Genomic DNA, 25,299 nt, shown 5'->3' with positions numbered 1-25,299 from the left:
GAGCCTTAAGGGTAAAGCAGGGTGCTGGTCCAGCCGCCCGTGCCATCGGGGAGAAAGCGGCGGCGTTCGTGAAGGCGGTGATCACGGTCCTGCCAGAATTCCATGGCAGACGGGCGCACACGATATCCTGACCAGTGCGCGGGACGCGGCACGTGGTCGTCCGGATACTGCGCGCGCAGGGCTTCCACGCGGTTCAGATAAGTCTGCCGGTCAGGCAGCGGGCGCGACTGGTCCGACGCTGCCGAGCCGAGCCGCGATTCAGGGTGGCGGCTGGCGAAGTAGGCGTCGGCTTCGGCTGGAGTCACTTCGCTGATCGCGCCTTCGATGCGGATCTGGCGGCGCAGCGATTTCCAGTGAAACAGCAGCGCGACATGGGGGTTGGCGGCAAGCTCCCCGCCCTTGCGGCTGTGGAAGTTGGTGTAGAACACGAAGCCGTCCGGCCCGTGGCCCTTGAGCAGTACCATCCGCACCGAGGGAATGCCCTCGGGCGTCGCGGTGGCCAGCGCCATGGCGTTGGGATCGTTGGGTTCGCTCTGCTTCGCCTGTTCGAACCATGATTCGAAGGTCGCCATGGGATCGGCATGCGGGATAGCGTCAGCGTTCTGTTCAGAATTCACGAAAGTTTCCTGACAAGGTTTATACGGTTTACACAGTCCAGAGCGATTTTACCGGGGCCCCTCCCCCGAGGCGCGAGGCCCCCCCCCTTCGCGGGGACGTATGGATGCCTCGCTGTTTACCTCATAGAAAATCGGCGGGATTGCCATGACCGGGATCAATTGCATGGACTTGTGCCTACTCCGGCGGGCCGGTGTAGGAAAGGCAACCTTGCGGGCAGGCCGCTATGATCCTAGCTAGACGGCATGGCCGATCCGTACACAATTCTGGGCGTTCCCCGCAGCGCTAGCGAGAAGGACATCAAGTCCGCCTATCGCAAGCTGGCGAAGGAGCTGCATCCCGATACCAACCAGGACAATCCCAAGGCAACGGAGCGCTTTTCCGAGGTGACCCGTGCCTATGACCTGCTGTCGGACAAGGACAAGCGGGCCAAGTTCGATCGCGGCGAGATCGACGCCGATGGCAATCCCGCAGGACCGTTCGGTGGCGGCTTCGGCGGCGGCGGTGGCTTTCGCGGCAACCAGGGCGGCTTCCGGCACGATGGCGGGTTCGAGGGCGGCTTTGGCGGCGGCGGCGGTCCGGAAGGCGTCGACATCGGCGACATCTTCGAAGGCCTGTTCGGCGGCCGGGGCGGCATGGGCGGCGGCGGCTTCGGAGGCGGCGCGCGGCGCGGTCCCCCTCCCAAGGGCGCCAACGTCAGCTACCGGCTGCAGGTCTCGTTCGTCGATGCGGCCACGCGCGCCAACCAGCGGATCACGCTGTCAGATGGCAAGACCATCGACCTCAAGCTCCCTGCGGGCCTGGAAAACGGCCAGCAGATGCGGCTTGGCGGCAAGGGTGAACCCGGCCCCGGTGGCAACGGCGATGCCATAGTCACGCTCGAAGTCGGCAATCACCCGTTTTACGAGCGCGACGGCGACGCCATCCGTCTCGACCTGCCGATCAGCCTGTCCGAAGCGGTGCAGGGTGCCAAGGTCAAGGTGCCCACGGTTGACGGTCCGGTCATGCTGACGGTCGCGCCCGGCACATCGAGCGGACGCACGCTGCGGCTCAAGGGCCGGGGCTTCACGCGCAAGGACGGATCTCGCGGCGACCAGCTGGTAACGCTGCAAATCGATCTTCCTGCAGAAGATCAGGACCTTAAAGCCCGTCTCGAGGGTTGGCAGGACATGCGTGACCTTCGAAGCAAACTTGGTGTCTGATACATGACCGAGCCCGGCAATCTCCCGCCGGGCGCTCGCCCGCTTGTGGATGTTCCCGACCTCTCGCCCGAAGCGCGGCGCCGCGAGGCGCTGCGCTGGCGCGCGGGCCTTGCCGAAGCGCGCGCGACGTTGGGGCCGGGAAGCCGCGCCTGGGAAGTGATCAAGCGCGTCTGGACCGGCGCTTACAACGACGGCTCCATCCATGCGGGCAACCTTGCCTACATGATGGTCATCGCCCTGTTCCCGTTCTTCATCACCGCCGCCGCGCTGTTTTCAGTAATCGGCGAGCCGAGCCAGCGCGCCGCCGCGATCAATACCGTGCTGATTGCGCTCCCGCCGGTGGTAGCCAACGTGATCGAGCCAGTTGCGCGCAGCGTGATCGAGGCGCGCAGCGGCTGGCTGTTGTGGATCGGCGGGTTCTTCGGATTGTGGACCGTCGGCAGTCTGGTCGAAACGATCCGCGACATCCTGCGCCGCGCCTATGGCACGCGCTGGGAACACGCCTTCTGGCGCTACAGGCTTGCGTCTACCGGGATTACGCTGGCGTCGGTGGTGCTGATCCTCCTTTCGATCATCGCGCAAGTGATGATCGGCACCGCGCAGGAAGTGATCGAGGCATGGCTGCCGCAGTTTGGTGACCTGGTCGACATGCTGGCGATCAGCCGGTTTGCGCCGGCATTCATTCTGTATGGCGCGCTGTGGCTGTTGATTGCTTCGCTTACGCCGGGGGCATTTCGCGGGCGCAACTACCCCAAATGGCCCGGCGCACTGTTCGTGACGGCATGGTGGATCGGCGTGACCACAGCGCTGCCGACCGTGTTGCGGACGTTTTTCTCCTACGATCTGACGTACGGCAGCCTTGCCGGAATGATGATCGCCCTTTTCTTTTTCTGGCTTGTCGGCTTAGGGATGGTCGTGGGTGCCGAACTCAACGCCGCGCTGGCCGAAACGCCGGAAGAACGCGACATGCTGGGCCAGGCTGACGATCGCGACCGCGCAAGCAAGCACGGCGCGGTGCATGAGACAAAGACCAGAAGCGAGAACGAAAGCGCATGATCGGACTGATGCAGGGAAAGCGGGGCCTGATCATGGGCCTCGCCAACGACAAGTCGCTCGCATGGGGCATTGCCAAGAAGCTGCACGAACATGGTGCGGAGCTGGCATTCTCATATCAGGGTGAAGCGCTGGAAAAGCGCGTGCGCCCGCTGGCCGAAAGCCTTGGCAGCGATTTCCTGATCGAATGTGACGTGTCCGACATGGACGCGCTCGACACCACGTTCGAAACGCTGAAAGCGCGCTGGCCGACGATCGACTTCATCGTCCACGCCATCGGCTATTCGGACAAGACCCAGCTTCGGGGCAAGTTCTACGACACCACGCTCGACAACTTCCTGATGACGATGAACATCTCGGCCTACAGCCTTGTCGCCGTCACCAAGCGCGCGGCCGAAATGATGCCGAACGGCGGTTCGATTATCACGCTGACCTATTACGGCGCGGAAAAGGTCGTGCCGCATTACAACGTGATGGGCGTGGCCAAGGCCGCGCTGGAAGCCAGCGTCAAGTATCTCGCCAACGACTGCGGGCCGCAGGGCATCCGCGTCAACGCGCTGTCAGCCGGTCCGATCAAGACGCTGGCCGCGAGCGGCATCGGCGATTTCCGCTACATCCTCAAGTGGAACGAACTCAACAGTCCGCTGCGCCGCAACGTGACCATCGACGATGTTGGCGGTGCCGGGCTGTATCTGCTGTCAGACCTCGCATCGGGCGTGACCGGTGAGACGCATCATGTGGATGCGGGCTACCACACCGTCGGCATGAAACAGGAAGACGCGCCCGACATCGCGCTGGGGTGAATTGGGCGGGCGCCGCGTGCGCCCGTTCTTCGACACGCTCAGGATGAGCGGGGAGAATGAGTCAGTCGAAAATTCCCCCGTCCGTTCGTATCGGGCGCGGTCGAGACACGGTGCGCGGTGTCTCGACTACGCGCGGGACGAACGGGATTGTCAGGGTTGTGGCGAGGTTGTCGGAGTAACCGCCGGCGCTTCAACACCGTCGCGTTCGCGCTTCAGGCGCGCTTCGTATTCCTTTTCGATCTGTTCGACGCGGCCCTGTTCGGCTGCAGCATCGGCATCGATGGTCTGGAGACGGCGGGCGCGCTCTTCCTCGATCAGCTTGCCGAACTGGACATCCGGCGCGATCTTCTTTTCGGCATAGGCACGGTCGATCAGGCGGGTAAGACAGCCCGATGCGCCTCCTGACCCCACCGCCGAGCAGGAATTGACGCCCGAGGCGCCAACCGTTTCATAAGCCCGGACCTTCTCGGACCAGGCCTGATTGGCAGGCGCGTTGGGATTGTCGCGCAGCGGCTTGGGAATGCGGAAACGCTCTTCCTCCTCCTTGCGCGCGCAGACGGTGATCGTGCCATCGGCGGAGGCCGGGCACGGATCGTTGCCATAGACGATGATCTGGTTGACACGCTCGCCCGCAGGGTCGGTCAAGCCGGTGTCCTGCGCTTGGGCCGGAGCCGCGAGTGCGCTGGCGGCAAGAAGGACGGCAGGAATCAGGCGCTTCATCTGTGGTCTCCGGCAGGCTTGGCTTCGATATAGGCCGCCTGGGTACTGAATGGTAGATGAAGGCAGACGTTCCCGCGACAACATCCGCTCAGCCTGAGCGGAGTTTTTGACGCCTAGATCCGTTTGCTGATGGCGATCGCCGCGCGGCAGCCGAGGCGGATTGCATGGAACAGCACCGGATAGGCGGGGGCCTTTTCCGCGCCTGCCGCAAGAGCGGCATCGCGGTGTTCGCGCTCATCGTCGCGGAATTCCCGGATCATCGCGGAGAGTTCAGGGTCTTCGTCGCCAAGTTCTTCAAGCTGCTCGGTATAGTGGCGGTCGATCTCGGTTTCGATCGCGGCAGTGCAGGCCATCGCCGCTTCAGGGCCGATCAGCGCGGTGGCAGCGCCCAGCGCAAAGCCTGCGGCGGACCATACCGGCTGAAGCGCGGTGGGACGCACGCCGCGCCGCGCAATCAGATCGTCGAAGCGCCTGCGGTGCTCGGCTTCCTGCGCTGCCATCCCGGCGATTTCCGCCGAATGCGGTGCGCGGTCGCCCATGACCGCAAGCTGGCCTGCATAGATGCGGGTCGCGCCGAATTCACCGGCTTGGTCCACGCGCAGCATCGAGGCGTTCTTGACCATGATCAGGTGCCTTTCCGGCCCTTGCCGAGCAGCGCAAAGATTGCCGCCGCTCCGGCCATCGAAATCAGGAAGTTGAAACCGGCGAGGCTCACGCCCAGCAGCGTCCACGGCGCCACATCGCAGCGGATGACCGGCGCGTTCATGATCGCATCAAGCGGATCGCCGCCGCCTGCAACCGTAGCGCAGGAGGTGATGCCCTCCCACCAGCCATATTCGACGCCCGCGTGGAAGCCGCCGATCAGGCCCGATGCGCCGACGCAGATCGCGGCGAGAATCACCGTCATGTCGCCAGCCCCCCGGCCCTTCATGGTGAAGGCGAGCAGCGCCAGCACGATCGCGGCAATGTGCGGATAGCGTTGCCACCAGCACATCTGGCAGGGATAAAGCCCGAACACATATTGCGAGATCAGCGCACCGCCCATCAGGGCTGCGGGCACGATCAGCGCGAGCGCATAGGCGGTGTTGCGGGACTGGACCGGTGTCATGCCCCCCGCCCTATTACCGCTTCAACTTTGCCGCAAGTGCACTGCGGGGCGCAGTCCGGCCCAGCGTCTGCACCGCATAGTACAACTGGAAATCCTTGATGTTCTTCGCCTTCAATTCCTCGGGCGTCATCTTGAAGCGCGGATCGTCGACCTTGTCCTTTTCGAGATCCTTGTCGTCCAGCTTGATCTCGTTGATCAGGTGGCCGCGCAAGTCGCTCTCGCGGTAGGAGCGCATCGCGCGCTTGCGCAAATCAGGGTCGGAAATCTGCGGCACGGCGATATCGGGATCGATGCCGCCTTCCTGCACCGAGCGGCCCGACGGGGTGTAATAGCGCGCGGTGGTGATCTTTACCGCCGTATCGCGGGTGAGCGGGATCAGCGTCTGCACGCTGCCCTTGCCGAAGCTGCGCTGGCCCATGATTACCGCGCGGTGCTGGTCCTGCAGTGCGCCCGCCACGATTTCAGACGCAGAGGCCGAGCCTTCGTCGATCAGCACGATCATCGGAATGCCCTTGGCGATATCGCCCTTGGTCACGATCTCAGCCGGATAGACTTCGTTATCGCGCGCGTAACGCCCGCGCTGCGAGACGATCGTGCCGTGATCGAGGAACAGGTCGGACAGCGCCACGGCTTCATCGAGCAAGCCGCCCGGATTGCTGCGCAGATCAAGCACCAGCCCGCTGACCTTGCCCCCGCTCTTCGCCTTGGCCTCGTTCCACGACTTCATCACTGCGGCGCCGACATCGGCGCTGAAACTCGACACCGAAATGACCGCGACATTACCCTGCATTTCGAGCGCGACGGGCTTCAGTTCGATGATCTGGCGGGTGACGGTAACATCGAACGGCTCATCGCGGCCCGGGCGGAACACACTGAGGCGGATCTGGGTGCCCGGAACGCCGCGCATCTGGTCAACCGCTTCGTCGAGCGACCCGCCGTAGATCAGCTTGCCATCAAGATGCGTGATGTAGTCGCCCGCCTTGACCCCGGCGAGATCGGCGGGGCTGCCCTTGGTCGGCGCGATGACCTTGACCGCGCCGTCATCCATGGTGACCGACAGGCCGAGGCCGCCGTAGGAGCCTTCGGTCTGGGTTCGCAGGTTCTCGAAATCTCGCGCGTCGAGATAGGAACTGTGCGGATCGAGCGTAGCGAGCATGCCGTCAATCGCGCCCTTGAGCAGCTTGTCGTCATCGACCGGCTCTACATAGTTGGCCTTCACCCGCTCATAGACCGCGATCAGCTTGCCGAATTCGGGGCCGGAGCGCGCGTCAACCGCGGCGAGGCCTGCGGTGGCAGCGGGAATCAACGCAACGGCGGTAACCAGCGCGGTGGCGCGCAGCAGGGGGGCGAACTTCATTGCCCTTGGGGCCTTTCGCGAAGGAGCATGCATGTGACGGTTCTATAACCCCCGGTGAATTAACGCCAGATGAGGTTTTGGGGCAGGCATTCGCGGATCGACGAACGCATGATCCGCTCCGACAAGGGTCAGCCGCGCACCTGTTCGAGCGGATTGACCGGCGTTCCGCCGCGCCGAAGCTCCACAGTGAGCACCGGGCGGCCCGGACCGGCACTGCCGAGCGGCGATCCTTGCACGACCTTTTCACCCACGGCCGCACCGATTCGGCCGAGATTGGTGACGAGCGTGGTCCAGCCGCCTTCGTGCTCAACGATCACGATCCGGCCATAACCGCGATAGGGCCCGGCAAAGGCGACACGGCCATCGGCGGGCGAGACGACTTGCGCGCCGCCGCTGGCCGCGAGCGTGATCCCGGTAGTGAGACCAACTTCGCGGCGCTCGCCGAAGCCAGAGACAAGGCGGCCTGCGACCGGGATGATCCAGGCGATGCCGCCGGTCGGCACCGGCGACGCCGCGACTGGCGAATCGACGACCATCAACACTTCACCGGGCTTGCTTGGCGGCAGGATCGGGCCGGGCAAGGCGGCAAGGCGGCTGCGCAGCGCACCGTCATCCTCTAGCTGGCCCATCAGCGCGGACAGATCGCGGGTCTGTTCGGCAAGCGCCATTGCGCGGTCCGCCTCTCGGCTGGCGACTCCCTGTGCGGCGCGCGACGCGAGGCGCTGGCGGCTTTCGAGTGAGGCCAGTTCCACCTGCCGCGCGGCGAGCGACTTCTCGCCGTCGCGGCGCTGGGTTGCGGCAAGGCGCGCGGCGTCCTGCAGTTTGCGCCCGCGCTGGATCTCGGCACGCAAGCCTGCGGTGCGGCGGCGCACCTCGGGAAGCATCGTTTCCATGACCGCGCGCAAGTAAACGGTGTCGCGCAGGGAATCGGCGCGGACCAGACCGAACGCGAGCGGACGGCGCGCCATCATCTGCAGGGCGGCAGTCAGGCGCACGACCGGCTCCTGCCGCTCGGCCATGCGCCCGCGCAAGGCTTCGCGCTGGCGGTCGATCAAGGCGATTTTGGCCTGTGCGAGTTCGATCTCGGCCTGCGATTGCTGGATGCGCGCTGCCACGGCGGCGGCTTCTCGTGCGGTCCGGTCGGCCTCTGCCGTGGCGGAGCGTGCGGACTTGTCCAGCTTCTCGGCACGGGCGCGGGTCATCGCCAGAGATTGGTCTGCGCGGCGCAGCGCCTCGCCCGCTTCGCCAGCGTCGGCAAAGGGCGTGGCCTGCTGCGCCGATACCTGCCAAGCCGCTACTCCGGCGAGCGCCAACACGGTGAACAGGAACGCAAAGCGTGACGTCATGGCGGCGACTTATCCCTCACGGTGGTAGGGATGACCAGCAAGGATGCTGGTGGCGCGCCAGAGCTGTTCGGCCAGCATTGCGCGCGCCATCATGTGCGGCCAGGTCGCCTTGCCGAACGCGATGAGGAGGTCTGCGGATTCACGCTGGTCATCGTCGTGGCCATCGGCGGCACCGATCAGGAACCGCGCCTCGCGCACGCCATCATCCCGCCACCGGCCAAGGATCGCGGCAAACTCGCTGGAGGTCAGCTGCTTGCCGCGCTCGTCCATGGCGACCGTGCGCGAAGGCGTTTGCGACGGCGGCGGAAGCGTTCCACCCCGGTCAGGCAGTTCGGTGACTTTCCAGCCCCAACTGATCCGCTTGGCATAGCGCTCTACCAGCTCCGCCTCGGGCGAGCGGCCAATCTTGCCGCGAGCGATGATGTGGAGGAGCATTAGGGCGGTGTAGCGGGGATTTGCGGGGATTTGAATCCCCGCTGTGTCGCTTTTGAGCGGAGAGAGCATCAGGCCCTCGCCCAAGCCCTCCCGCAGGCGGGAGGGGGCGCTGCTTAAGCTGCGCCCGCGTCGCCGAAGTTCCACATGCGTTCGAGGTTGTAGAACGTGCGCACTTCGGGGCGGAACAGGTGGATGACGACATCACCGGCATCGACCAGCACCCAGTCTGCAGCAGGCAGACCTTCGGTGCGGACGTGGCCGTAGCCGCCCTGCTTGATGCGCTCTGACAGCTTTTGCGCCATCGACGCGACCTGGCGGGTCGAACGGCCCGAAGCGATCACCATGTAGTCGGCGATCGAGCTTTTGCCTTCGAGAGCAAGGCTGACGACTTCCATCGCCTGATCATCGTCGAGCGATGCAAGCACGAGTTCGTGGAGCGAAGCGGCAGTGCGTGGGGCGTTGTCGGCCGTTGCAGACACTTTATTGGCTTTGTCGGCGCTTGCCGAGACAGGTTGAACGCTGGTCATGGTGCGCGAAATGGCCTCCGTGGCTCAAGAGTCAAGGAATAACGGTTGATTGGCGCAAGTGTTTCGGCGCTGCGCCCGGCGCGCGCGGGGTTTTTCGGGATTTGCGCGGTCAGGTTGCGCCCCGTTTCATGGCGCGATGCGTCAACGGATCGCGCAGGCTGGCCGTGGCTATGCGGTCAGCCCAGTCAGGATCGGCGGCGCGAATCGCGCTGGCCGACCGGGGATCGGGATCGAAGCGAAGAATGGTCAGCGCCGGAGCGCTCCGCATTGCGCCGGAGACGAACTGTCCGGGCCGCTGGCGCCAGCGGCGCAGCCAGGCCATGGCAGGACTTGCCAGGGCAGCTTCATCATACCCCGGACGCGCGATCACCGCAATCGGCATCGTCCGGGCAATCTGCCGCCAGTTCTTCCAGCGGTGGAACTGCGCAAGGTTGTCCGCACCCATCAGCCAGACGAAGCGGCGCCTGGGATAACGGCGCTGGAGCGCGCGCAAAGTATCGACCGTGTAGCGCGTGCCAAGTTCGCGCTCGATCGCGGTGGCGCGGATCGGGGCGCGGCGCGACTGCTGCTGCGCCGAGGCGAGGCGCGCGGGCAGCGGGGCCATGCCGGCTGCAGGCTTCAGCACATTGCCGGGCGAGACCAGCCACCATACCTCTTCCAGCGCCAGCGCTTCCATTGCGAAAAGCGTGACACGGCGGTGCCCGCCGTGCGCGGGATTGAAGCTGCCGCCGAGAAGACCCGTGAGCGTCAGGGGCGCACCTGCCCCGAACCGCGCACCAGCCACTTGTAGGTGGTGAGCCCTTCGAGCGCGACCGGGCCGCGTGCATGCAGCCGCCCGGTGGCGATGCCGATTTCCGCGCCAAGACCAAATTCGCCACCATCGGCGAACTGGCTCGAGGCATTGTGCATGACAATCGCGCTGTCGGCTTCGCCAAGGAAGCGGTCAGCCACGGCCTGATCCTGCGTGACGATGGCATCGGTGTGGCCCGAGGCATGGGCGGAAACATGGGCCAGCGCTTCGTCCAGCCCGTCAACCACGGCGACCGAGAGGATCGCTTCGAGGTATTCGGTGTCCCAGTCCTCATCCGATGCAGGCGTGATGCGCGGATCGATGGCGCAGGCGCGGGCATCGCCGCGCAACTCGCAGCCCGCCGCAATGAGCGGCTCGACCAGCCCGTGCGGATCGGGATAAGTCGCGTCGATCAGCAGCGTTTCCATAGCGCCGCAGATGCCGGTGCGGCGCATCTTGGCGTTGAGCACGATCGCCTTCGCCATGGCTTCGTCGGCGGCGGCGTGAACGAATGTGTGGTTGATCCCGTCAAGATGCGCGAGCACGGGCACGCGGGCATCGGCCTGGACGCGGGCGACGAGGCTCTTGCCGCCGCGCGGCACGATCATGTCGATCAGGCCCGCCGCCGCCAGCATCGCGCCAACTGCCGCGCGGTCCTGGGTGGGCATGAGTTGCACAGCCTCGGCAGGCACGCCGCCTTCGGTCAGACCCTTGACCAGCGCCGCATGAATCGCGCGATTCGAATGGACCGCCTCCGACCCGCCGCGCAGGATCGCGGCATTGCCCGAGCGCACGCAAAGCGCGGCGGCATCGGCGGTCACATTGGGGCGGCTTTCATAGATGATACCGATCACGCCCACGGGAATGCGGACGCGCTGCAGCACCATGCCGTTGGGGCGCGCGGCCTCGCTGATCACTTCACCGACAGGATCGGCCAGCGAGGCGACCTGTTCCACCGCTTCGGCCACACCGGCGAGCCGTTCAGGCGTGAGCTTGAGCCGGTCGAGCAGCGCGGACGTCAGGCCGTTTGCTGCGCCATTGGCCATGTCCTGCGCGTTGGCGGCGAGAATCTCGGCCTCGGCATCGCGGAGAGCAGCAGCAGCCAACTTGAGCGCGCGCTCCTTTGCTGGCGAATCCATGCGGGCGAGAGCGCGCTGCGCCGTGCGGGCGGCGCGGGCAAGGCCTTCGACCATTTCGGTGACGGATTCGGCGGGCTGGGCAAGCTGCGTGGACATGGCCGTGCCCCTAACACCGTGCACCCGCAATGTCATGCGTGAGTGCGACTCGAAGGCCGTTTTAACGGGCTGAAATGCACCCGATCACATCCCTGCAAACGATTCATCGGGGGACTCACACGGTTCGGCCCGCTTGGACCCAATCCGATTCGCCACGATTGGTTCCCGCCGCTACCGCGCGCCCCAACGGGATCGCACAAAAAATACGACGGGGGTCGACAAGTCTTGCCAACCATTAAGCTGTCCGAGGCCATGGCCCGGATACGGAGCTGGTTTCCAGAGCGTGAGTTCTTCATGCGCTCGCACGGCCAGGTCCGCTTCATCCGCATTTCGCCGCGCCTGCAGATGTCGGTTGCGGGCGGAATCGCCGCAGCGGTTCTGCTGTGGCTTGGGATGATGACAGCCACGCTCGTATCGCAGTTCTCCGCAGCGCAGGATCACGCCGCCTTGCTGCAGCGCGAAGCCGCCGTCGCTTCGGCGGAAAGCCGCGTGCAGAAGTATCGCGGCGGGCTTGAGGGCGTCGCCGACGACCTTGCCCGGCGGCAGGACTTCATCGAGAAGGCCATTCAGGGCACTATCGGCGAACTGCCCAGGGATCTCCCCCAAGGCACCGTTTCGGACAGCAGCGCAGAAGCGCAGAAGACCGTGCGCAAGATCTCGATGGAACTGCCCGAAGCGCGCCGTCTTGCCGAGATCGAGGCCCGCCAGCTCGCCTTTATCGAACGCCTGACCCGCTTTGCCGATGCTCGCGCCTCTGCGGCGGAAACCGCGATACGCCGGGTAGGTTTGAACCCTGCGATGCTCAAAGCGAGTGCACGCGAAGGCCAGGGCGGTCCGCTGATCCGCCTGTTCACCGGGCGTGACGAAAGCCTCGACCCGCGATTTGCCCGTCTGGGCGCCAGCCTTGAGCGCATGGCCGCCATGCAGAAGGGGCTTGCCCGCATTCCCAACACGCTGCCAGCCAGCCTCGAATATATCTCGAGCGGCTTCGGCTATCGCTCCGATCCGTTCACCGGCGGCGCGGCATTCCATGCTGGCCTCGATTTCCGTGGACCCATTGGCGCACCGATCTATGCGGCGGCAGCGGGCACGGTCAGCTTCGTCGGGGTCAAGCAGGGTTACGGCAATTGCGTCGAAGTCAGCCACGGCAATGGGTTGATGACGCGCTATGCCCATATGTCGCGCACGGGTGCCTCGGTCGGCCAGAAGGTGGACGCGGGCGCCGAAATCGGCAAGATCGGCAGCACCGGCCGTTCCACCGGCCCCCATCTTCACTTCGAGGTGCGGATCAACGACCGTCCGGTCAATCCGCGCCCCTTCCTTGAGGCAGCCAGCAATGTTCAACAAGAAGCCCGCGCAGGATCTGCGCCCGCAATCCGGGGGTAATTCGATGGCCGCCACGTTCTCGATTCTGGGCACCGACGTTTCGGTCAAAGGTGACCTGACCGCGACTGCCGACCTCCACATCGACGGTAGCGTCGAAGGCGACATCACCTGCGCCGCGCTGGTGCAGGGCGAGAAAAGCACGATCACCGGCGCGATCCGGGCACAGAGCGCGCGGCTTTCGGGCACCGTCCATGGCTCGATCGAAGCGGGCGAGCTGGTGATTCTAACGTCCGCGCGCATCCACGGCGACGTCAGCTATGATGCGCTGACCATCGAACAGGGCGCGCAAGTGGACGGCAAGTTCGCGCACCGCGTGCCAACGGGCGAAGAACCGGCGCTCACGCTCGTCAGTTAAGCAAGAATCGCAGGGCACGCTCGCGCCTTGCAAACTCAACTCTTGCCGTTGGGGGCTTCCTCGCCTACATCGGTGACAAGCAAGGCCGCTCCGCAAGGGGCGGCCCTTATTGTATCCGCCTTTTTGGCGTCTGACATTTTTTCGGGAGACCACCCGTGAGCACCCAGCCCACGTATCCGCTGATGCCGCATGCGACCGCGTCGTGGCTCGTCGACAATACCGCGCTCACTTTCGAGCAGATTGCCGATTTCTGCGGGCTGCACATCCTTGAAGTGCAGGCCATGGCAGACGATCTGGCTGGCCAGAAGTACACCGGGCGCGATCCGCTCCACTCGGGCGAACTCAATCAGGCCGAAATCGACAAGGGCCAGGACAATCCCGAATATCGCCTGAAGATGCAGCGCGCGCCGATCTCGGTCAGCCGCACCAAGGGTCCGCGCTATACCCCGGTGTCGAAGCGTCAGGACAAGCCGGACGGCATCGCCTGGATCCTGCGCAACCACCCCGAGGTATCGGATGCGCAGATCGGCAAGCTGATCGGCACGACCCGCACGACCATCGCTGCGATCCGCGACCGCAGCCACTGGAACATCAGCAACATCAATCCCAAGGACCCGGTAACGCTGGGCCTGTGTTCGCAGCGCGAACTCGATGCGCTGGTCGCCAAGGCTGCGAAGAAGGCCGGTTATGAGGATAACGGCGAAGCCGCGATCCGCCTTGGCACCGACCGCGACGCCCTGATCGAGGAACTGCGCGCCGAGCGTCAGGCCCACATCAAGGTTGCATCGGAAGCTGCGCAGGAAGCCGAAGCCGCCGCATGGCTCGCCGCCCGCCGCGCCGAGGGCATCTCGGACAGCTGATCCGGGTACAGGTCAGATATTACGTAAAAGGCCGCCCCGCAACGGGGCGGCCTTTTACGTATCAGCCAACTTTCAACACGATCTTGCCGATGTGCGTGCCCTGTTCCATCCGGGCGTGCGCAGCTCCGGCTTCGGTCAGCGCGAAGGACTGGTCCATGACCGGGCGCAGCTCTCCGCCAGCGATGATCGGCCACACGGTTTCGCGGATTTCATCGGCCAGCGCGGCCTTGAACGCCTTTGAGCGCGGGCGCAGGGTCGATCCGGTCAGGGTCAGGCGGCGGCGCATGACTTCGGCCATGTTGATCTCGGCCCGCACCCCGCCCTGCACGGCAATGGTCACATGTCGGCCGTCATCAGCCAGACACTTCAGATTGCGCGCGACGTAATCACCCGCGACCATGTCGAGCACCATCTCCACGCCGTTCCCGCCGGTGATGCGTTTCACTTCCTCGACGAAATCGGTGGTCTTGTAGTCGATTGCGTGCGCCGCGCCGATCGCGAGCGCTTGCGCGCATTTTTCGGTGCCACCGCACGTGACGATGACGCGCACCCCGAACAGCTTGCCAAGCAGGATAGCCATCGAGCCGATTCCGCTGGTGCCGCCGTGGACAAGGATCGTTTCACCGCCCGCGACCATGCCGCGCTCGAACACGTTGTGCCACACGGTGAACAGCGTTTCCGGGATGGCGGCGGCTTCATCCAGCGCCAGATCGCCGGCATCGAAGCATTGCGCGGCCTCGGCAATGCAATATTCGGCATAACCCCCGCCTGCCACCAGCGCGCAAACTTGCTGGCCGACGAACGGCACGAGCACGCCCTCGCCCATGGCCACAACATGGCCGGAAATCTCCAGCCCCGGCAGCGGCGAAGCGTCGGCGGGCGGAGGATAGAACCCCTGGCGCTGGATCACATCGGGCCGGTTGACCCCGGCATAGGCAACCTTGACCAGCACCTGTCCCGGTCCGGGCCTTGGCACGGCCACCGTTTCGGATCGTAACACGTCAGGCCCGCCGGGTGCGTCCCAGCCGATCGCCATCATCGTCTCGGGAACGACGGTCATCCGGTAATCCTTGTTGCATTGAATACCAATTTGCCTCTGCTAGCCCACGCAAGGCGTTGACAGCAAGGCATCCCAGAGCACATTGTGCACCGCAATGGACATAGACGAGCGCCCTCGCCCGAAAGGGGATCTGGCCAGCCAGCTGGCCGCCGAACCGCTCGACCCCTATTCACAGCATGAACTGAACGAGCGTATCCGCCTGCTCGAGCTTGAGATCGTCCGCACCGCCGCCCACCGCGACAAGGCCAGTGCCCACCGAAATGCCGCAGACGCGCTGTTCCGAACGCCTCCGCCTTCAGGCGACGCGGGTTGATGGTCGCCGCCCTTCCTTTTGCCGGGCGGCCTTCCCATATCACATCTGGTGCCCCCGCCCTGTGGGCATCTGTTATCGCACTCCGTCGTGGTTTAGCCTTGGTTAATCGCGCGCGTGCACACTCCCGGTTCGGGAACCCACCGGCGCAAGCCAGAAAGTAGACCCATGCCCAGTTTCGCACAGAGCCTCGAAAAAACGCTGCATACCGCGCTCGCCAACGCGTCCGAGCGCAGCCACGAGTACGCGACGCTGGAGCATCTGCTGCTGGCGCTGATCGACGATGCCGACGCCGCACAAGTGATGCAGGCATGTGGCGTGGACCTGGGCGATCTGGGTGACGTGGTGCGCCAGTATCTCGATCAGGAATACCAGTCGCTCAAGACGCAGGAAAAGGCCGATCCGCAGCCTACCGCCGGGTTCCAGCGGGTGATCCAGCGTGCGATCCTTCATGTGCAGTCCTCGGGCAAGGACACCGTAACGGGCGCCAACGTGCTGGTCGCACTGTTCTCCGAACGCGACTCCTATGCGGTCTATTTCCTGCAGCAGCAGGACATGAGCCGCCTCGACGCCGTCAGCTTCATCAGCCACGGCATCGGCAAGGGCGGACGCCCGGTCGATGGCCGCACTGCCAAGGGTGCCGAGGAAGAGGCGCCCAAGCAGCAGGAAGAAAAGGCCGATGCCAAAGGCCAGAAGAAGGAAACCGCGCTTGACCAGTTCTGCGTCAATCTCAACGAGAAGGCGCTGACCGGCAAGATCGATCCGCTGATCGGGCGCGGCCCCGAAGTGGACCGCACGATCCAGATCCTGTGCCGCCGTTCGAAGAACAACCCGCTCTATGTCGGCGATCCGGGCGTGGGCAAGACCGCGATTGCCGAGGGCCTGGCGCGCAAGATCGTCGAAGGCGACGTGCCCGAAGTGCTGTCTGAAGCTGTGATCTATTCGCTCGACATGGGCAGCCTGCTCGCGGGTACGCGCTATCGCGGCGACTTCGAGGAACGCCTCAAGCAGGTCGTTTCGGAACTCGAAAAGATGCCGCATGCGGTGCTGTTCATCGACGAAATCCACACCGTGATCGGCGCTGGTGCCACAAGCGGCGGAGCGATGGATGCATCGAACCTGCTCAAGCCCGCACTTTCGGGCGGAACTATCCGGTGCATCGGGTCGACCACCTACAAGGAGTTCCGCAACCACTTCGAGAAGGATCGCGCCCTGCTGCGCCGGTTCCAGAAGATCGACGTGAACGAGCCAACCATCGAGGACACGATCAAGATCCTGCGCGGGCTTCGCACCGCGTTCGAGGAGCACCACAAGGTCAAGTACACGCCTGATGCGATCAAGACCGCGGTCGAACTTTCGGCCCGCTACATCAATGACCGCAAGCTGCCCGACAAGGCGATCGACGTGATCGACGAAGTGGGCGCGATGCAGATGCTGGTGCCGCCTTCGAAGCGCAAGAAGACCATCACCGCGCGCGAAATCGAGCAGGTCATCGCGACGATGGCGCGCATCCCGCCCAAATCGGTCAGCTCTGACGACAAGAAGGTGCTCGAACATCTCGACCGTGACCTGAAACGTCTGGTGTTCGGTCAGGACAAGGCCATCGAGGTGCTGTCCTCGGCCATGAAGCTCAGCCGTGCAGGCCTGCGCGATGCGGACAAGCCCATCGGCTCGTTCCTGTTCTCGGGCCCGACCGGCGTCGGCAAGACCGAAGTCGCGCGCAGCCTTGCCCAGATCATGGGCATCCCGCTGCAGCGCTTCGACATGTCCGAATATATGGAGCGGCATTCGGTCTCGCGCCTGATCGGTGCGCCTCCGGGTTACGTCGGGTTCGATCAGGGCGGGTTGCTCACCGATGCCATCGACCAACAGCCCCATTGCGTGCTGCTGCTCGACGAAATCGAGAAGGCCCACCCCGACCTGTTCAACATCCTGCTGCAGGTGATGGACAATGGTCGTTTGACCGACCACCACGGCAAGACCGTCGACTTCCGCAACGTGGTCCTGATCATGACCACCAATGCCGGCGCTTCGGACATGGCGCGGCAGGGCATCGGCTTTGGCGACGTGTCGAAGGCCGATGCGGGCGACGAGGCGGTGAAGAAGATGTTCACGCCCGAATTCCGCAACCGTCTCGATGCGATCGTGCCGTTCAGCTACCTGCCGACCGAAGTCGTCAGCCGCGTGGTCGACAAGTTCGTGCTGCAGCTGGAACTGCAGTTGGCCGACCAGAACGTGCACATTCAGTTCGATGCCGATGCGCGCGCATGGCTGGCCCGTCAGGGCTACGACAAACTCTATGGCGCACGCCCGATGGCGCGACTTATCCAGGAAAAGGTCAAGAAGCCTCTCGCCGAGGAACTGTTGTTCGGCAAGCTTGCCAATGGCGGCGAAGTCCACGTCAGCCTCAAGACGGACGAAGGCAAGGACGGCGCGCTTTCATTCGAACTGACGCCGGCTGCTCCAAAGCTGGTCAAGAAGAAGGCGCGCAAGGGCAAGGCTGGCAGCACGGCGACGGAATCAAGCACGGACGAGGCCGAATAAGCTTTTGCGTTCAGGCGAATTGAAGAAGGCCTGCCTTTCGGGGCGGGCCTTTTTTCTGTCTTGGCGGCGGCGGATGGGAAAGTCGCGCCGCGCAACTTTTGCCCCATGCCCAAAGGACACTGGAACGCGAGTGCGCCTCCGGCCATTGTGTGCCGTATGGCCCCACCGTTTTCATGGCTGCGTCCCGAACCCCATGGGCTGTATATCACGCCAGCCGATGCGTGGATCGACCCGTCCCGCCCCGTCGATCTGGCGCTTGTGACCCACGGCCATGCCGATCACGCGCGCGGGGGGCATGGGCGCACGGTGGCGACGCCCGAGACGTTGGCGATCATGGCATTGCGTTACGGTCTGGTCGAGGCGGGATCGCAAGCCGTCGCTTATGGCGAGTCGGTTACTTTGCGCGGAGATGTGCGGGCAACCTATATTCCGGCGGGCCACGTGCTGGGATCGGCGCAGATCCTGCTCGAACATGCTGGCGAGCGGGTGGTGATCACCGGCGATTACAAGCGCCGTGCCGACCCTACCTGCCCTCCGTTCGAGGTGACGCCTTGCGACGTGTTCGTGACTGAGGCGACGTTCGGCCTGCCGTTTTTCAAACACCCGCCAATTGCCGAGGAGATGGCAAAGCTGCTCAGCGCGCGCGAAAACGACGCGGGGCGCTGTGTCCTGGTCGGCGCTTATGCTCTGGGTAAGGCGCAGCGGGTGATCGCCGAATTGCGCGCCGCAGGATACCGCGAGACGATCTGGCTGCACGGCGCGATGGAGCGGATGTGCAGGCTCTATGAGGACCACGGCATAGACCTGGGTGATCTGAAGCCGGTGGCGGGGGTGCCCAAGGCAGCGCTCGAGAATGGCATCGTGGTCTGTCCGCCGTCCGCGCTCAATGACCGCTGGAGCAGGCGACTGCCCGAGCCGATTACTGCGATGGCATCGGGCTGGATGCGTGTGCGCCAGCGGGCACGGCAACGCGGGGTCGAACTGCCGCTGATCATCTCGGACCACGCCGACTGGGACGAACTGACCGCGACTATTGCGCAGGTCAATCCATCGGAAACCTGGATCACGCATGGGCGCGAGGAAGCGTTGCTGCGCTGGTGCGAACTGACGCAGCGCAAGGCGCGCGCACTCGCGCTCGTCGGATACGAAGACGAGGACGATTGATGGAGCGCTTTGCCGCCCTGCTCGATGCGCTCGTGCTCACGCCTTCACGCAACGCCAAGCTGGCGCTGCTGGCCACTTATATGCGCGAGACGCCCGATCCGGACCGGGGCTGGGCGCTGGCTGCGCTGACCGATGGCCTCGATTTCCCGGCGGTAAAGGCGAGCACGATCCGTGCGCTGATGGCCGAGCGGGTCGATCCGGTACTGTGGACGCTGAGCCGCGACTACGTCGGCGATACCGCGGAAACGGCCAGCTTGCTCTGGCCTGAGCCAATAGGTGAGACTTTCCCACCGCCTAGCGTGGCCGAAGTGGTCGAGACGCTTCACGCTACCACCCGCGTCACCTCTCCTGTGGTGCTGGCCGAGCTGCTAGACCGTCTTGACGTCAACGGTCGCTATGCTTTGCTGAAGCTTGCGACCGGGGCGATGCGGATCGGCATCTCTGCGCGTCTGGCGAAAGTGGCTTTTGCGCAAGCCTTCGATGTGCGCGTCGAGGACGTCGAGGAGTATTGGCACGGGCAGGCACCGCCTTACCTGCCGCTGTTCGCATGGGCTGCTGACAATGCACCGCCGCCCCGCACCGATCTGCTGCCGCTGTTTCGCCCGTTCATGCTGGCCCATCCCCTGGAAGCCGAGAGCCTCGACCTGTCCGACTATGCTGCCGAGTGGAAGTGGGACGGCATCCGCGTCCAGATCGTCCACGTTGCAGGCGAAACGCGGGTCTACTCACGCAGTGGCGACGATATCTCGGCGACGTTTCCTGAAGTGGCGGCCGCGCTGACCACGCCTGCGGTGCTCGACGGCGAACTGCTCGTGCGCGGCGCGCATCAGGGCGGGCAAGCGGGCGGCGCGGCCAGCTTCAATGCCTTGCAACAACGGCTCGGGCGCAAGACCGTGTCGAAAGCCATGCTGCGCGATTACCCCGCGTTCGTTCGGCTCTATGATGTCCTGATCGAGGACGGCGAGGACTTGCGCGAATGGGCGTGGGAGCAGCGCCGCGCCCGGCTGGAAGCGCTGGTGCCGAGGCTGGACGCCGGGACGTTCGACATATCGCAGGTAATCGAAGCGGCGACCTTCGACGACCTCGCGGAAATCCGCGCACGCGCACGCGATGACGCCATTGAAGGCGTCATGCTCAAGCGGCGCGACAGCCCATATGTGGCAGGGCGGCGCACCGGGCTATGGTACAAGTGGAAGCGCGATCCGCTGCTGATCGACTGCGTGCTGATGTATGCCCAGCGCGGAAGCGGCAAACGCTCCTCGTTCTATTCCGATTTCACCTTCGGCTGCTGGAACGGTGACCCCGATCAGGGTGCGGAACTGCTGCCGGTGGGCAAGGCCTATTTCGGCTTCACCGACGAAGAACTGAAGGGGCTGGACCGCCACGTGCGCCAGAACACCGTCGCAAAGTTCGGGCCGGTGCGCGAGACGGACAAATCGCTGGTGCTCGAAGTGGCGTTCGATTCGGTCCACGCCAGCAAGCGGCACAAGTCGGGCGTGGCGATGCGCTTTCCCCGCATCAGCCGGATTCGCGCAGACAAACCTGCTCACGAAGCGGACCGGCTTGAGACATTGAAAGCGCTCATAGCCGATTGAGGAACCGCCACGCGGCATGCCGGTTGTGCGGTAAACTGCCGGGAGAAAAGGACCAGATGGGCAACATGATCTTCGCCGTGCCTGCAGCGCTGCTGGGCAAACTGGCCTGGACATCGATCCGCACGGGGAGCGAGTGGACGCGGCATCGGCAATGGGATGCAGTTGCCACCAATGTCGCGATAGGCGCGGTTCTGGCAAGCGTCGCTGCAGGACTTGCGGCAAAGGCATTGCCGTTCCGCAGTTGACGCAGATCAATGCAGGCTTTGCAAAGGACAAGGTAGCGAGAAGGCTCGCGATATTTGCCCTGCGGAGAAATTGTCTTGGCCACTGAAGCCGCGCAAGCGCCTGCCACCAGCCCTTATGAACGCATCGGCGGGATCGCCGTACTGCGCCAGATCACCGAGCGCTTCTATGACCTGATGGATCAGGACCCGGCCTATGGTGCATTACGCGCCATGCACGCGCCTGACCTGGCCCCGATGCGCGAATCGCTGCCCAATTTCCTCGCCGGATGGGCGGGAGGGCCGCGCCAGTGGTTCGACGCCAATCCCGGCAAGTGCATGATGTCGATGCACAAGCCCTTTGCGATTACGCGCGAGACGGCGGGACAATGGGCCGATGCGATGCGGCGCGCGATTGCCGATGTTGCGCCCACAGACGGCGAGATTGCGGGCGCCTTGTCCGACGTTCTGGCCCAGATGGCCACTGGCATGGCGCGGGATTGATTCCCAAGTCCGGCCCACTCCGCTAGGATGGCACGGATGATCCACTACGACCGCCCGCGCCGCCGTTTCGCTGTTGCGCTTGCCGCCATGGCCGGGTTCATCGACGCGGTCGGTTTTCTTTCGGCTGACGGGTACTTCGTTTCGTTCATGTCGGGCAATTCGACCCGGCTCGGCGTCTCGCTCGGCACCGATCCTGCACAGGCGTCAATTCCTGCGGTGCTGATTGGCGGTTTTCTGACGGGCGTGACAGCCGGTGCGGTGGTGGCCCGGCGCGCCGGAAACTGGCGCAAGGTCGCAGTTCTCGCGCTGGTGACGCTGTTACTGCTGCTTTCCGCAACCGGACGCCTGCTTGGCTTGCCCGCAATCATGCTCGGCGGCATGGTCATGGCGATGGGCGCACTCAACAACACGTTCCAGCGCGATGGCGCGGTCACCGTCGGACTGACCTACATGACGGGGGCGCTGGTAAAACTGGGCCAAGGCCTCGCCAATGCGCTGGCTGGCGAGCCGAACACCGGCTGGACATCGTGGGCGAGCCTGTGGGGCGGATTGCTCTCGGGCGCGGTGCTGGGTGCGTTCCTGCAGGACCGGATGCCGATGGGCTGCCTGTGGCTGGCCGCTGCCTACTGCGGCGTGATGACCCTGATCGCCATCAGGCTTCCAGCGGAATCCTGAACAGCTTCTCGCGCGAAGTTGCGCCGCGCAACATTTCCACTTGCGACGGTGCAACATCGAGCGCCTGCGCCAGCAGCACAAGGACGGCGGCGCTCGCCTTGCCGTCTTCGGGCTTCGTCCGCACTTTCACCATCACGCGGCCTTCGACGATCGCGATGCCTTCGCTGCGCGCACCGGGAGTGACCCGCACCGACAGCCTTCCCTCGCCATCGGCCAAGTCGCGCAAGGCCTGCGCAGAGGGAAGATCAGCCTTCGGCCTGGCCAAGCACTGCTGCCTTGTGCGCCTGTCCGTTCACGACGTAGTGCTGCACGCCTTCCTGCATGCCCGCCAGCGCGGCGTCGGTAAGGTCACGCATGTAGGCAGCAGGACGCCCGCCCCAGAGCTGACGCGAACCGATGCGCTTGCCTGACGTTAGCAGCGCACCGGCAGCCAGCATCCCGTCGCTCTCGATCACGCAACCGCTCATCACGATGGCGCCGAGGCCGACGAATCCGCGATCGTCGATTGTGCAACCGTGGATCATCGCCATGTGCCCGACCAGCACGTCCTCGCCGAGGATCGTGGGGAAACCCGCCGGGTGCCTGACGTCGGCGCTGTCGCAGTGGATGACGGTGCCGTCCTGAACATTGCTGCGCGCACCGATGTGAATGTGGTTCACGTCGCCGCGGATCACGCAATTATACCAGATCGATACGTCCGGCCCGATTTCCACGTCACCGATGATCCGGCACCCCGGCGCGATGAACGCGGAATCGTGGATGCGCGGGGTCTTGCCGTTGAGCGTTATGATCGAAACTTCAGGATACATGGGTTACGCTCCCATCAGACGCGCGGCGTGCGCGGCGTGGTAGGTCAGCACGCCCGAGCAGCCCGCGCGCTTGAACGCCACCAGCGTTTCTAGCACCATGGCGTCACGGTCCGCAGCGCCAGCAGCAACCGCGGCCTCGATCATCGCGTATTCTCCGCTCACTTGATAAGCAAAGACAGGCACGCCGAATGTCTCTTTCACGCGGCATGCGATATCGAGATAGGGCAGGCCCGGCTTGACCATCACGCTGTCCGCGCCTTCGGCAAGATCCATCTCGACCTCGCGAAGTGCTTCCTCGGCATTGCCGGGGTCCATCTGGTAGGTCTTCTTGTCACCCTTCAGCAGCCCGCGCGAGCCAACCGCATCGCGGAACGGGCCATAGAACGCCGAGGCATATTTGGCGGCATAGGACATGATCTGGACATTGATATGGCCCTCGCCTTCCAATGCGTCGCGGATCGCGCCGATGCGGCCATCCATCATGTCTGACGGGGCGATGATGTCCGCACCCGCAGCCGCCTGATTGAGGCTTTGCCCGACCAGCGCTTCGACCGTAGTGTCGTTGAGCACGTAGCCGCGCTCGTCGATCAGCCCGTCCTGCCCGTGGCTGGTATAGGGATCGAGCGCGACGTCGGTCAGCACGCCGATATCGTCACCGCAAGCCTGCTTGATCGCGCGGATCGCGCGGCACATCAGGTTGTCGGGATTGAGCGCCTCGCGCCCGTCATCGCTGCGGCGGTCGGCCTGGGTGTTGGGAAACAGCGCGAGGCAGGGGATGCCCAATGCCACCGCTTCTTTCGCGCGCGCCACAATGCCATCGACCGACCAGCGCGAAACGCCCGGAAGCGAGGCAATGGGATCTTCGACGCCTTGCCCCTCGGTGACGAACAGCGGCCAGATCAGATCTGCCGGAGTGACCAGCACTTCGCGGTGCATTGCGCGGCTCCACGCAGTTGAGCGGGTGCGGCGCAGGCGGGTCTGGGGAAAGCTGGACATGGCCAATTGCCTAGCGACTGCAAACCGCGCGGGCAATCACCGGATGGCGGTATTGGCCCGGATCGCGGTGATTTGGGCAAGCTTGGCCTTGAACCCGGCAAGCTGCGAAGGGTCGACCGACGCGCGGCGCGTGATCGCACCAACCGAGAGCGGGTTAACCGTTTGGCCACCCCGGTACATCTCGTAGTGCAGGTGCGGGCCGGTCGAAAGACCGGTCGAACCGACATAGCCGATCACCTGCCCGCGCCGCACGGCCATGCCCGGTGAGACCGCGATGCGGCTCATATGACCAAAGCCGGTGCCGATGCCGCCGCCGTTATCAAGCCGGACGAAATTGCCGTGGCCGCCATGCCAGCCCGCAAAGGAAACGCGGCCATCGGCAGTGGCGTAGATCGGCGAGCCCCATGATGCGCCGAAATCGATTCCGGCATGCATGCGCATGTATCCCAGAATAGGATGACGGCGCGCGCCGTAGCCCGAAGTTATGTGCCCGTTCACCGGCGACCCGAAAGCCCCCGTTGTTTCCTGCGCGCCTTCGGACATGCCCTGCGGCGAGAGGAACGCGCCGTCATTGCCCCAGCGCAGCAACTGCATGACCGGCTTTCCGGCGCGGACGACGCCCGCATAGATCAGATCGCCCGGTTGCTGTTCGCCGCTGCTGGCGCGGCGGTTGGCGTAGACGAGGTCGAATTCATCGCCAGGTGCAATTTCCTCGAACGCCATGTGCTGATCGATCGTGCGCAGATAGTCCTGCACCGCGCTGGGAGGTGCGCCAGCGGCGCGGGCCGAGCGATAGAGGCTGCCGCCGACGATGCCGCGAATGCGCATTGGCGTGGAATCGACGGTGATCGCATTCGACGCGAGCGCAAGGCCCCCGCCGCTGCGCCGGATGTCGAGCGCGAGATCGAAGCGCGGGCGGAACGCGAGCTGTTCGAGCGGGCGCGGCTGGGCCGGGGACGACCGCGCACCGAGGCGGATCGCGAAGCGGGTACCGGCGGCGATGGAGCCGGGCTTCACCTGCGCCGCAACCAGATCGAGCACGCGCACGATGTCGGTGCTGGCAAGGCCTGCACGCTGCAACATGCGCGGGAAGCTGTCGCCGCCGCCCAGCGTGGCGGTAAGCTCGATGCTCGGACGTTCGGGCGCGGCGGCAAGCGGAATGACAGCCGAGGTTGCGATCATGTGGCGGCCATTGTCGGCGCCGAATGCCAGAGGACGCAGGCCCTGCACGCGCAGTTCATCCTGCGCGGAATCGTCGAGCGCGGTTAGCGGCGCTGCCTGTAGCGGGGCGAAGCTCGGCCACATCAGGACCGCCGCAGCGCCGAGGGCGAGCATCGTGGCAAACCCGCGAAACCAGCGCGCGCTGCCGATGTCCTCGGCAAGGTCGGGCGTGATGGTGCGCGCGGCGAACCAGCGTTCGACCGGGGCGCAGGCCTTGCGCCAGTGTGGTGCGACGTGGTGGGCAATGCCTGCAGCAAGCACCGCGATGTCGCGCGGCGGCTCTGACGCATGCGTCACGGCGGCGCGAAGGCCGAAGCTTGCGCTTCTGCCCGCGCCCGAACCGGCAAAGGCCATGATCTGATCGCCCCGAGGGGCAGCCGCTGTGTACACGTCCCGTCCTGTACCCTG

28 protein-coding genes are annotated in these 25,299 nt (G+C 64.8%); 13 read left to right on the top strand and 15 right to left on the bottom strand.

All coding sequences use genetic code 11. The features are described 5' to 3' along the window. Positions 1-5 precede the first annotated feature (5 nt). The gene (pdxH, locus tag RM192_RS01065; protein WP_311505671.1) at positions 6-617 is read right to left on the bottom strand and encodes a pyridoxamine 5'-phosphate oxidase; all 612 of its coding nucleotides are present in this window, start codon (positions 615-617) and stop codon (positions 6-8) included. Positions 618-860: 243 nt separating this feature from the next. On the opposite strand from pdxH, the gene RM192_RS01060 reads away from it, so the two are divergent. Genes RM192_RS01060 through fabI form a run of 3 tightly spaced genes read left to right on the top strand, consistent with a single transcriptional unit; the run spans position 861 to position 3,673 of the window. Next, positions 861-1,817 carry a DnaJ C-terminal domain-containing protein gene (locus RM192_RS01060; protein WP_311505670.1) on the top strand — a complete coding sequence of 319 codons (957 nt, stop codon included), beginning with the start codon at positions 861-863 and terminating at the stop codon, positions 1,815-1,817. Between the two features lie 3 nt (positions 1,818-1,820). Next, positions 1,821-2,873 (top strand): YihY/virulence factor BrkB family protein, encoded by a 1,053-nt coding sequence (locus tag RM192_RS01055; RefSeq protein WP_311505669.1) that lies wholly within the window; start codon positions 1,821-1,823, stop codon positions 2,871-2,873. After that, positions 2,870-3,673, top strand: a complete 804-nt coding sequence (gene fabI, locus RM192_RS01050) for an enoyl-ACP reductase FabI (protein ID WP_311505668.1) — start codon at positions 2,870-2,872, stop codon at positions 3,671-3,673. Before RM192_RS01055 ends, fabI begins: the two co-directional genes overlap by 4 nt. A gap of 150 nt (positions 3,674-3,823) precedes the next feature. Here fabI and RM192_RS01045 read toward each other — a convergent pair whose 3' ends face one another. The 9 genes from RM192_RS01045 to RM192_RS01005 form a co-directional block, all read right to left on the bottom strand. Beyond that, positions 3,824-4,393: a hypothetical protein gene (locus tag RM192_RS01045; RefSeq protein ID WP_311505666.1), complete on the bottom strand. Its 570-nt coding sequence runs from the start codon at positions 4,391-4,393 to the stop codon at positions 3,824-3,826. A 113-nt stretch (positions 4,394-4,506) separates the two neighbouring features. After that, a complete protein-coding gene (locus tag RM192_RS01040; RefSeq protein ID WP_311505665.1) occupies positions 4,507-5,016 on the bottom strand; it encodes a demethoxyubiquinone hydroxylase family protein in 510 nt (169 codons plus the stop codon). 2 nt (positions 5,017-5,018) lie between these two features. Continuing rightward, positions 5,019-5,501 (bottom strand): disulfide bond formation protein B, encoded by a 483-nt coding sequence (locus RM192_RS01035; protein ID WP_311505664.1) that lies wholly within the window; start codon positions 5,499-5,501, stop codon positions 5,019-5,021. Between the two features lie 13 nt (positions 5,502-5,514). Next, a complete protein-coding gene (locus tag RM192_RS01030; RefSeq protein ID WP_311505662.1) occupies positions 5,515-6,858 on the bottom strand; it encodes a S41 family peptidase in 1,344 nt (447 codons plus the stop codon). 128 nt (positions 6,859-6,986) lie between these two features. Continuing rightward, the gene (locus RM192_RS01025; RefSeq protein ID WP_311505660.1) at positions 6,987-8,204 is read right to left on the bottom strand and encodes a peptidoglycan DD-metalloendopeptidase family protein; all 1,218 of its coding nucleotides are present in this window, start codon (positions 8,202-8,204) and stop codon (positions 6,987-6,989) included. A gap of 9 nt (positions 8,205-8,213) precedes the next feature. After that, positions 8,214-8,639 (bottom strand): 23S rRNA (pseudouridine(1915)-N(3))-methyltransferase RlmH, encoded by a 426-nt coding sequence (locus RM192_RS01020; protein ID WP_311505658.1) that lies wholly within the window; start codon positions 8,637-8,639, stop codon positions 8,214-8,216. 113 nt (positions 8,640-8,752) lie between these two features. Continuing rightward, a complete protein-coding gene (gene rsfS / locus RM192_RS01015) occupies positions 8,753-9,166 on the bottom strand; it encodes a ribosome silencing factor (protein WP_311505657.1) in 414 nt (137 codons plus the stop codon). Positions 9,167-9,275: 109 nt separating this feature from the next. Continuing rightward, positions 9,276-9,950, bottom strand: a complete 675-nt coding sequence (locus RM192_RS01010; RefSeq protein WP_311505656.1) for a nicotinate-nucleotide adenylyltransferase — start codon at positions 9,948-9,950, stop codon at positions 9,276-9,278. Then, on the bottom strand, positions 9,914-11,191 hold the full coding sequence (locus RM192_RS01005) for a glutamate-5-semialdehyde dehydrogenase (protein WP_311505655.1): 1,278 nt from the start codon (positions 11,189-11,191) through the stop codon (positions 9,914-9,916). Before RM192_RS01005 ends, RM192_RS01010 begins: the two co-directional genes overlap by 37 nt. 252 nt (positions 11,192-11,443) lie before the next feature. On the opposite strand from RM192_RS01005, the gene RM192_RS01000 reads away from it, so the two are divergent. The 3 genes from RM192_RS01000 to RM192_RS00990 all read left to right on the top strand — a co-directional run bounded on the left by RM192_RS01000 (position 11,444) and on the right by RM192_RS00990 (position 13,792). Continuing rightward, a complete protein-coding gene (locus tag RM192_RS01000) occupies positions 11,444-12,577 on the top strand; it encodes a peptidoglycan DD-metalloendopeptidase family protein (protein ID WP_311505653.1) in 1,134 nt (377 codons plus the stop codon). Then, positions 12,528-12,932 (top strand): polymer-forming cytoskeletal protein, encoded by a 405-nt coding sequence (locus RM192_RS00995; RefSeq protein WP_311505652.1) that lies wholly within the window; start codon positions 12,528-12,530, stop codon positions 12,930-12,932. The genes RM192_RS01000 and RM192_RS00995 overlap by 50 nt, the downstream gene beginning before the upstream one ends. Before the next feature lie 155 nt (positions 12,933-13,087). Next, on the top strand, positions 13,088-13,792 hold the full coding sequence (locus RM192_RS00990; protein ID WP_311505651.1) for a DUF1013 domain-containing protein: 705 nt from the start codon (positions 13,088-13,090) through the stop codon (positions 13,790-13,792). A gap of 61 nt (positions 13,793-13,853) precedes the next feature. On the opposite strand, the gene RM192_RS00985 is transcribed toward RM192_RS00990, so the two are convergent. After that, positions 13,854-14,852 carry an NAD(P)H-quinone oxidoreductase gene (locus tag RM192_RS00985; protein WP_311505650.1) on the bottom strand — a complete coding sequence of 333 codons (999 nt, stop codon included), beginning with the start codon at positions 14,850-14,852 and terminating at the stop codon, positions 13,854-13,856. Between the two features lie 94 nt (positions 14,853-14,946). On the opposite strand from RM192_RS00985, the gene RM192_RS00980 reads away from it, so the two are divergent. From RM192_RS00980 to RM192_RS00950, 7 genes are all read left to right on the top strand, one after another. Then, entirely contained in the window at positions 14,947-15,165 is a 219-nt protein-coding gene (locus RM192_RS00980; protein ID WP_311505649.1) for a DUF1192 domain-containing protein, read from the top strand. Positions 15,166-15,330: 165 nt separating this feature from the next. Beyond that, positions 15,331-17,706: an ATP-dependent Clp protease ATP-binding subunit ClpA gene (gene clpA / locus RM192_RS00975; protein ID WP_311505647.1), complete on the top strand. Its 2,376-nt coding sequence runs from the start codon at positions 15,331-15,333 to the stop codon at positions 17,704-17,706. Between the two features lie 156 nt (positions 17,707-17,862). Further along, positions 17,863-18,870 carry a ligase-associated DNA damage response exonuclease gene (locus tag RM192_RS00970; RefSeq protein ID WP_311505646.1) on the top strand — a complete coding sequence of 336 codons (1,008 nt, stop codon included), beginning with the start codon at positions 17,863-17,865 and terminating at the stop codon, positions 18,868-18,870. Next, positions 18,870-20,465 carry a cisplatin damage response ATP-dependent DNA ligase gene (locus RM192_RS00965; protein WP_311505645.1) on the top strand — a complete coding sequence of 532 codons (1,596 nt, stop codon included), beginning with the start codon at positions 18,870-18,872 and terminating at the stop codon, positions 20,463-20,465. Before RM192_RS00970 ends, RM192_RS00965 begins: the two co-directional genes overlap by 1 nt. Positions 20,466-20,521: 56 nt before the next feature. Continuing rightward, on the top strand, positions 20,522-20,710 hold the full coding sequence (locus RM192_RS00960) for a hypothetical protein (RefSeq protein WP_311505643.1): 189 nt from the start codon (positions 20,522-20,524) through the stop codon (positions 20,708-20,710). A 75-nt stretch (positions 20,711-20,785) separates the two neighbouring features. Next, positions 20,786-21,190: a group II truncated hemoglobin gene (locus tag RM192_RS00955; protein WP_311505642.1), complete on the top strand. Its 405-nt coding sequence runs from the start codon at positions 20,786-20,788 to the stop codon at positions 21,188-21,190. A 36-nt stretch (positions 21,191-21,226) separates the two neighbouring features. After that, positions 21,227-21,865, top strand: a complete 639-nt coding sequence (locus RM192_RS00950; RefSeq protein ID WP_311505641.1) for a YoaK family protein — start codon at positions 21,227-21,229, stop codon at positions 21,863-21,865. On the opposite strand, the gene RM192_RS00945 is transcribed toward RM192_RS00950, so the two are convergent. From RM192_RS00945 to RM192_RS00930, 4 genes are read right to left on the bottom strand one after another with little or no spacing between them, the layout of a single operon-like run. Further along, positions 21,843-22,130: a DUF167 domain-containing protein gene (locus tag RM192_RS00945; RefSeq protein ID WP_311505640.1), complete on the bottom strand. Its 288-nt coding sequence runs from the start codon at positions 22,128-22,130 to the stop codon at positions 21,843-21,845. The genes RM192_RS00950 and RM192_RS00945 overlap by 23 nt on opposite strands. Further along, on the bottom strand, positions 22,111-22,674 hold the full coding sequence (locus RM192_RS00940; protein ID WP_311505639.1) for a gamma carbonic anhydrase family protein: 564 nt from the start codon (positions 22,672-22,674) through the stop codon (positions 22,111-22,113). Before RM192_RS00940 ends, RM192_RS00945 begins: the two co-directional genes overlap by 20 nt. A gap of 3 nt (positions 22,675-22,677) precedes the next feature. After that, on the bottom strand, positions 22,678-23,670 hold the full coding sequence (hemB, locus tag RM192_RS00935) for a porphobilinogen synthase (protein WP_311505638.1): 993 nt from the start codon (positions 23,668-23,670) through the stop codon (positions 22,678-22,680). Positions 23,671-23,706: 36 nt separating this feature from the next. Next, on the bottom strand, positions 23,707-25,245 hold the full coding sequence (locus tag RM192_RS00930; RefSeq protein ID WP_311505637.1) for a M23 family metallopeptidase: 1,539 nt from the start codon (positions 25,243-25,245) through the stop codon (positions 23,707-23,709). Between the last annotated feature and the right edge of the window lie 54 nt (positions 25,246-25,299).

It is taken from the genome of Novosphingobium sp. MMS21-SN21R (assembly GCF_031846015.1).
Lineage (GTDB): Bacteria > Pseudomonadota > Alphaproteobacteria > Sphingomonadales > Sphingomonadaceae > Novosphingobium.
This window is presented reverse-complemented; position numbering and strand designations above follow the sequence as displayed.

Bases quoted from the DNA above. Each gene is read 5' to 3' on its own strand.
- RM192_RS01060 (WP_311505670.1), top strand. From the start codon at position 861: ATGGCCGATCCGTACACAATTCTGGGCGTTCCCCGCAGCGCTAGCGAG.
- RM192_RS01055 (WP_311505669.1), top strand. From the start codon at position 1,821: ATGACCGAGCCCGGCAATCTCCCGCCGGGCGCTCGCCCGCTTGTGGAT.
- RM192_RS01000 (WP_311505653.1), top strand. From the start codon at position 11,444: ATGGCCCGGATACGGAGCTGGTTTCCAGAGCGTGAGTTCTTCATGCGC.
- RM192_RS00965 (WP_311505645.1), top strand. From the start codon at position 18,870: ATGGAGCGCTTTGCCGCCCTGCTCGATGCGCTCGTGCTCACGCCTTCA.
- RM192_RS00930 (WP_311505637.1), bottom strand. From the start codon at position 25,245: ATGGCCTTTGCCGGTTCGGGCGCGGGCAGAAGCGCAAGCTTCGGCCTT.
- clpA (WP_311505647.1), top strand. From the start codon at position 15,331: ATGCCCAGTTTCGCACAGAGCCTCGAAAAAACGCTGCATACCGCGCTC.
- RM192_RS01005 (WP_311505655.1), bottom strand. From the start codon at position 11,191: ATGTCCACGCAGCTTGCCCAGCCCGCCGAATCCGTCACCGAAATGGTC.
- rsfS (WP_311505657.1), bottom strand. From the start codon at position 9,166: ATGACCAGCGTTCAACCTGTCTCGGCAAGCGCCGACAAAGCCAATAAA.
- RM192_RS01030 (WP_311505662.1), bottom strand. From the start codon at position 6,858: ATGAAGTTCGCCCCCCTGCTGCGCGCCACCGCGCTGGTTACCGCCGTT.
- RM192_RS00985 (WP_311505650.1), bottom strand. From the start codon at position 14,852: ATGACCGTCGTTCCCGAGACGATGATGGCGATCGGCTGGGACGCACCC.
- RM192_RS01020 (WP_311505658.1), bottom strand. From the start codon at position 8,639: ATGCTCCTCCACATCATCGCTCGCGGCAAGATTGGCCGCTCGCCCGAG.
- RM192_RS00995 (WP_311505652.1), top strand. From the start codon at position 12,528: ATGTTCAACAAGAAGCCCGCGCAGGATCTGCGCCCGCAATCCGGGGGT.
- RM192_RS00950 (WP_311505641.1), top strand. From the start codon at position 21,227: ATGATCCACTACGACCGCCCGCGCCGCCGTTTCGCTGTTGCGCTTGCC.
- RM192_RS00980 (WP_311505649.1), top strand. From the start codon at position 14,947: ATGGACATAGACGAGCGCCCTCGCCCGAAAGGGGATCTGGCCAGCCAG.
- fabI (WP_311505668.1), top strand. From the start codon at position 2,870: ATGATCGGACTGATGCAGGGAAAGCGGGGCCTGATCATGGGCCTCGCC.
- RM192_RS01035 (WP_311505664.1), bottom strand. From the start codon at position 5,501: ATGACACCGGTCCAGTCCCGCAACACCGCCTATGCGCTCGCGCTGATC.
- RM192_RS01045 (WP_311505666.1), bottom strand. From the start codon at position 4,393: ATGAAGCGCCTGATTCCTGCCGTCCTTCTTGCCGCCAGCGCACTCGCG.
- RM192_RS00940 (WP_311505639.1), bottom strand. From the start codon at position 22,674: ATGTATCCTGAAGTTTCGATCATAACGCTCAACGGCAAGACCCCGCGC.
- RM192_RS01040 (WP_311505665.1), bottom strand. From the start codon at position 5,016: ATGGTCAAGAACGCCTCGATGCTGCGCGTGGACCAAGCCGGTGAATTC.
- RM192_RS00970 (WP_311505646.1), top strand. From the start codon at position 17,863: ATGGCCCCACCGTTTTCATGGCTGCGTCCCGAACCCCATGGGCTGTAT.
- RM192_RS00960 (WP_311505643.1), top strand. From the start codon at position 20,522: ATGGGCAACATGATCTTCGCCGTGCCTGCAGCGCTGCTGGGCAAACTG.
- hemB (WP_311505638.1), bottom strand. From the start codon at position 23,670: ATGTCCAGCTTTCCCCAGACCCGCCTGCGCCGCACCCGCTCAACTGCG.
- RM192_RS01025 (WP_311505660.1), bottom strand. From the start codon at position 8,204: ATGACGTCACGCTTTGCGTTCCTGTTCACCGTGTTGGCGCTCGCCGGA.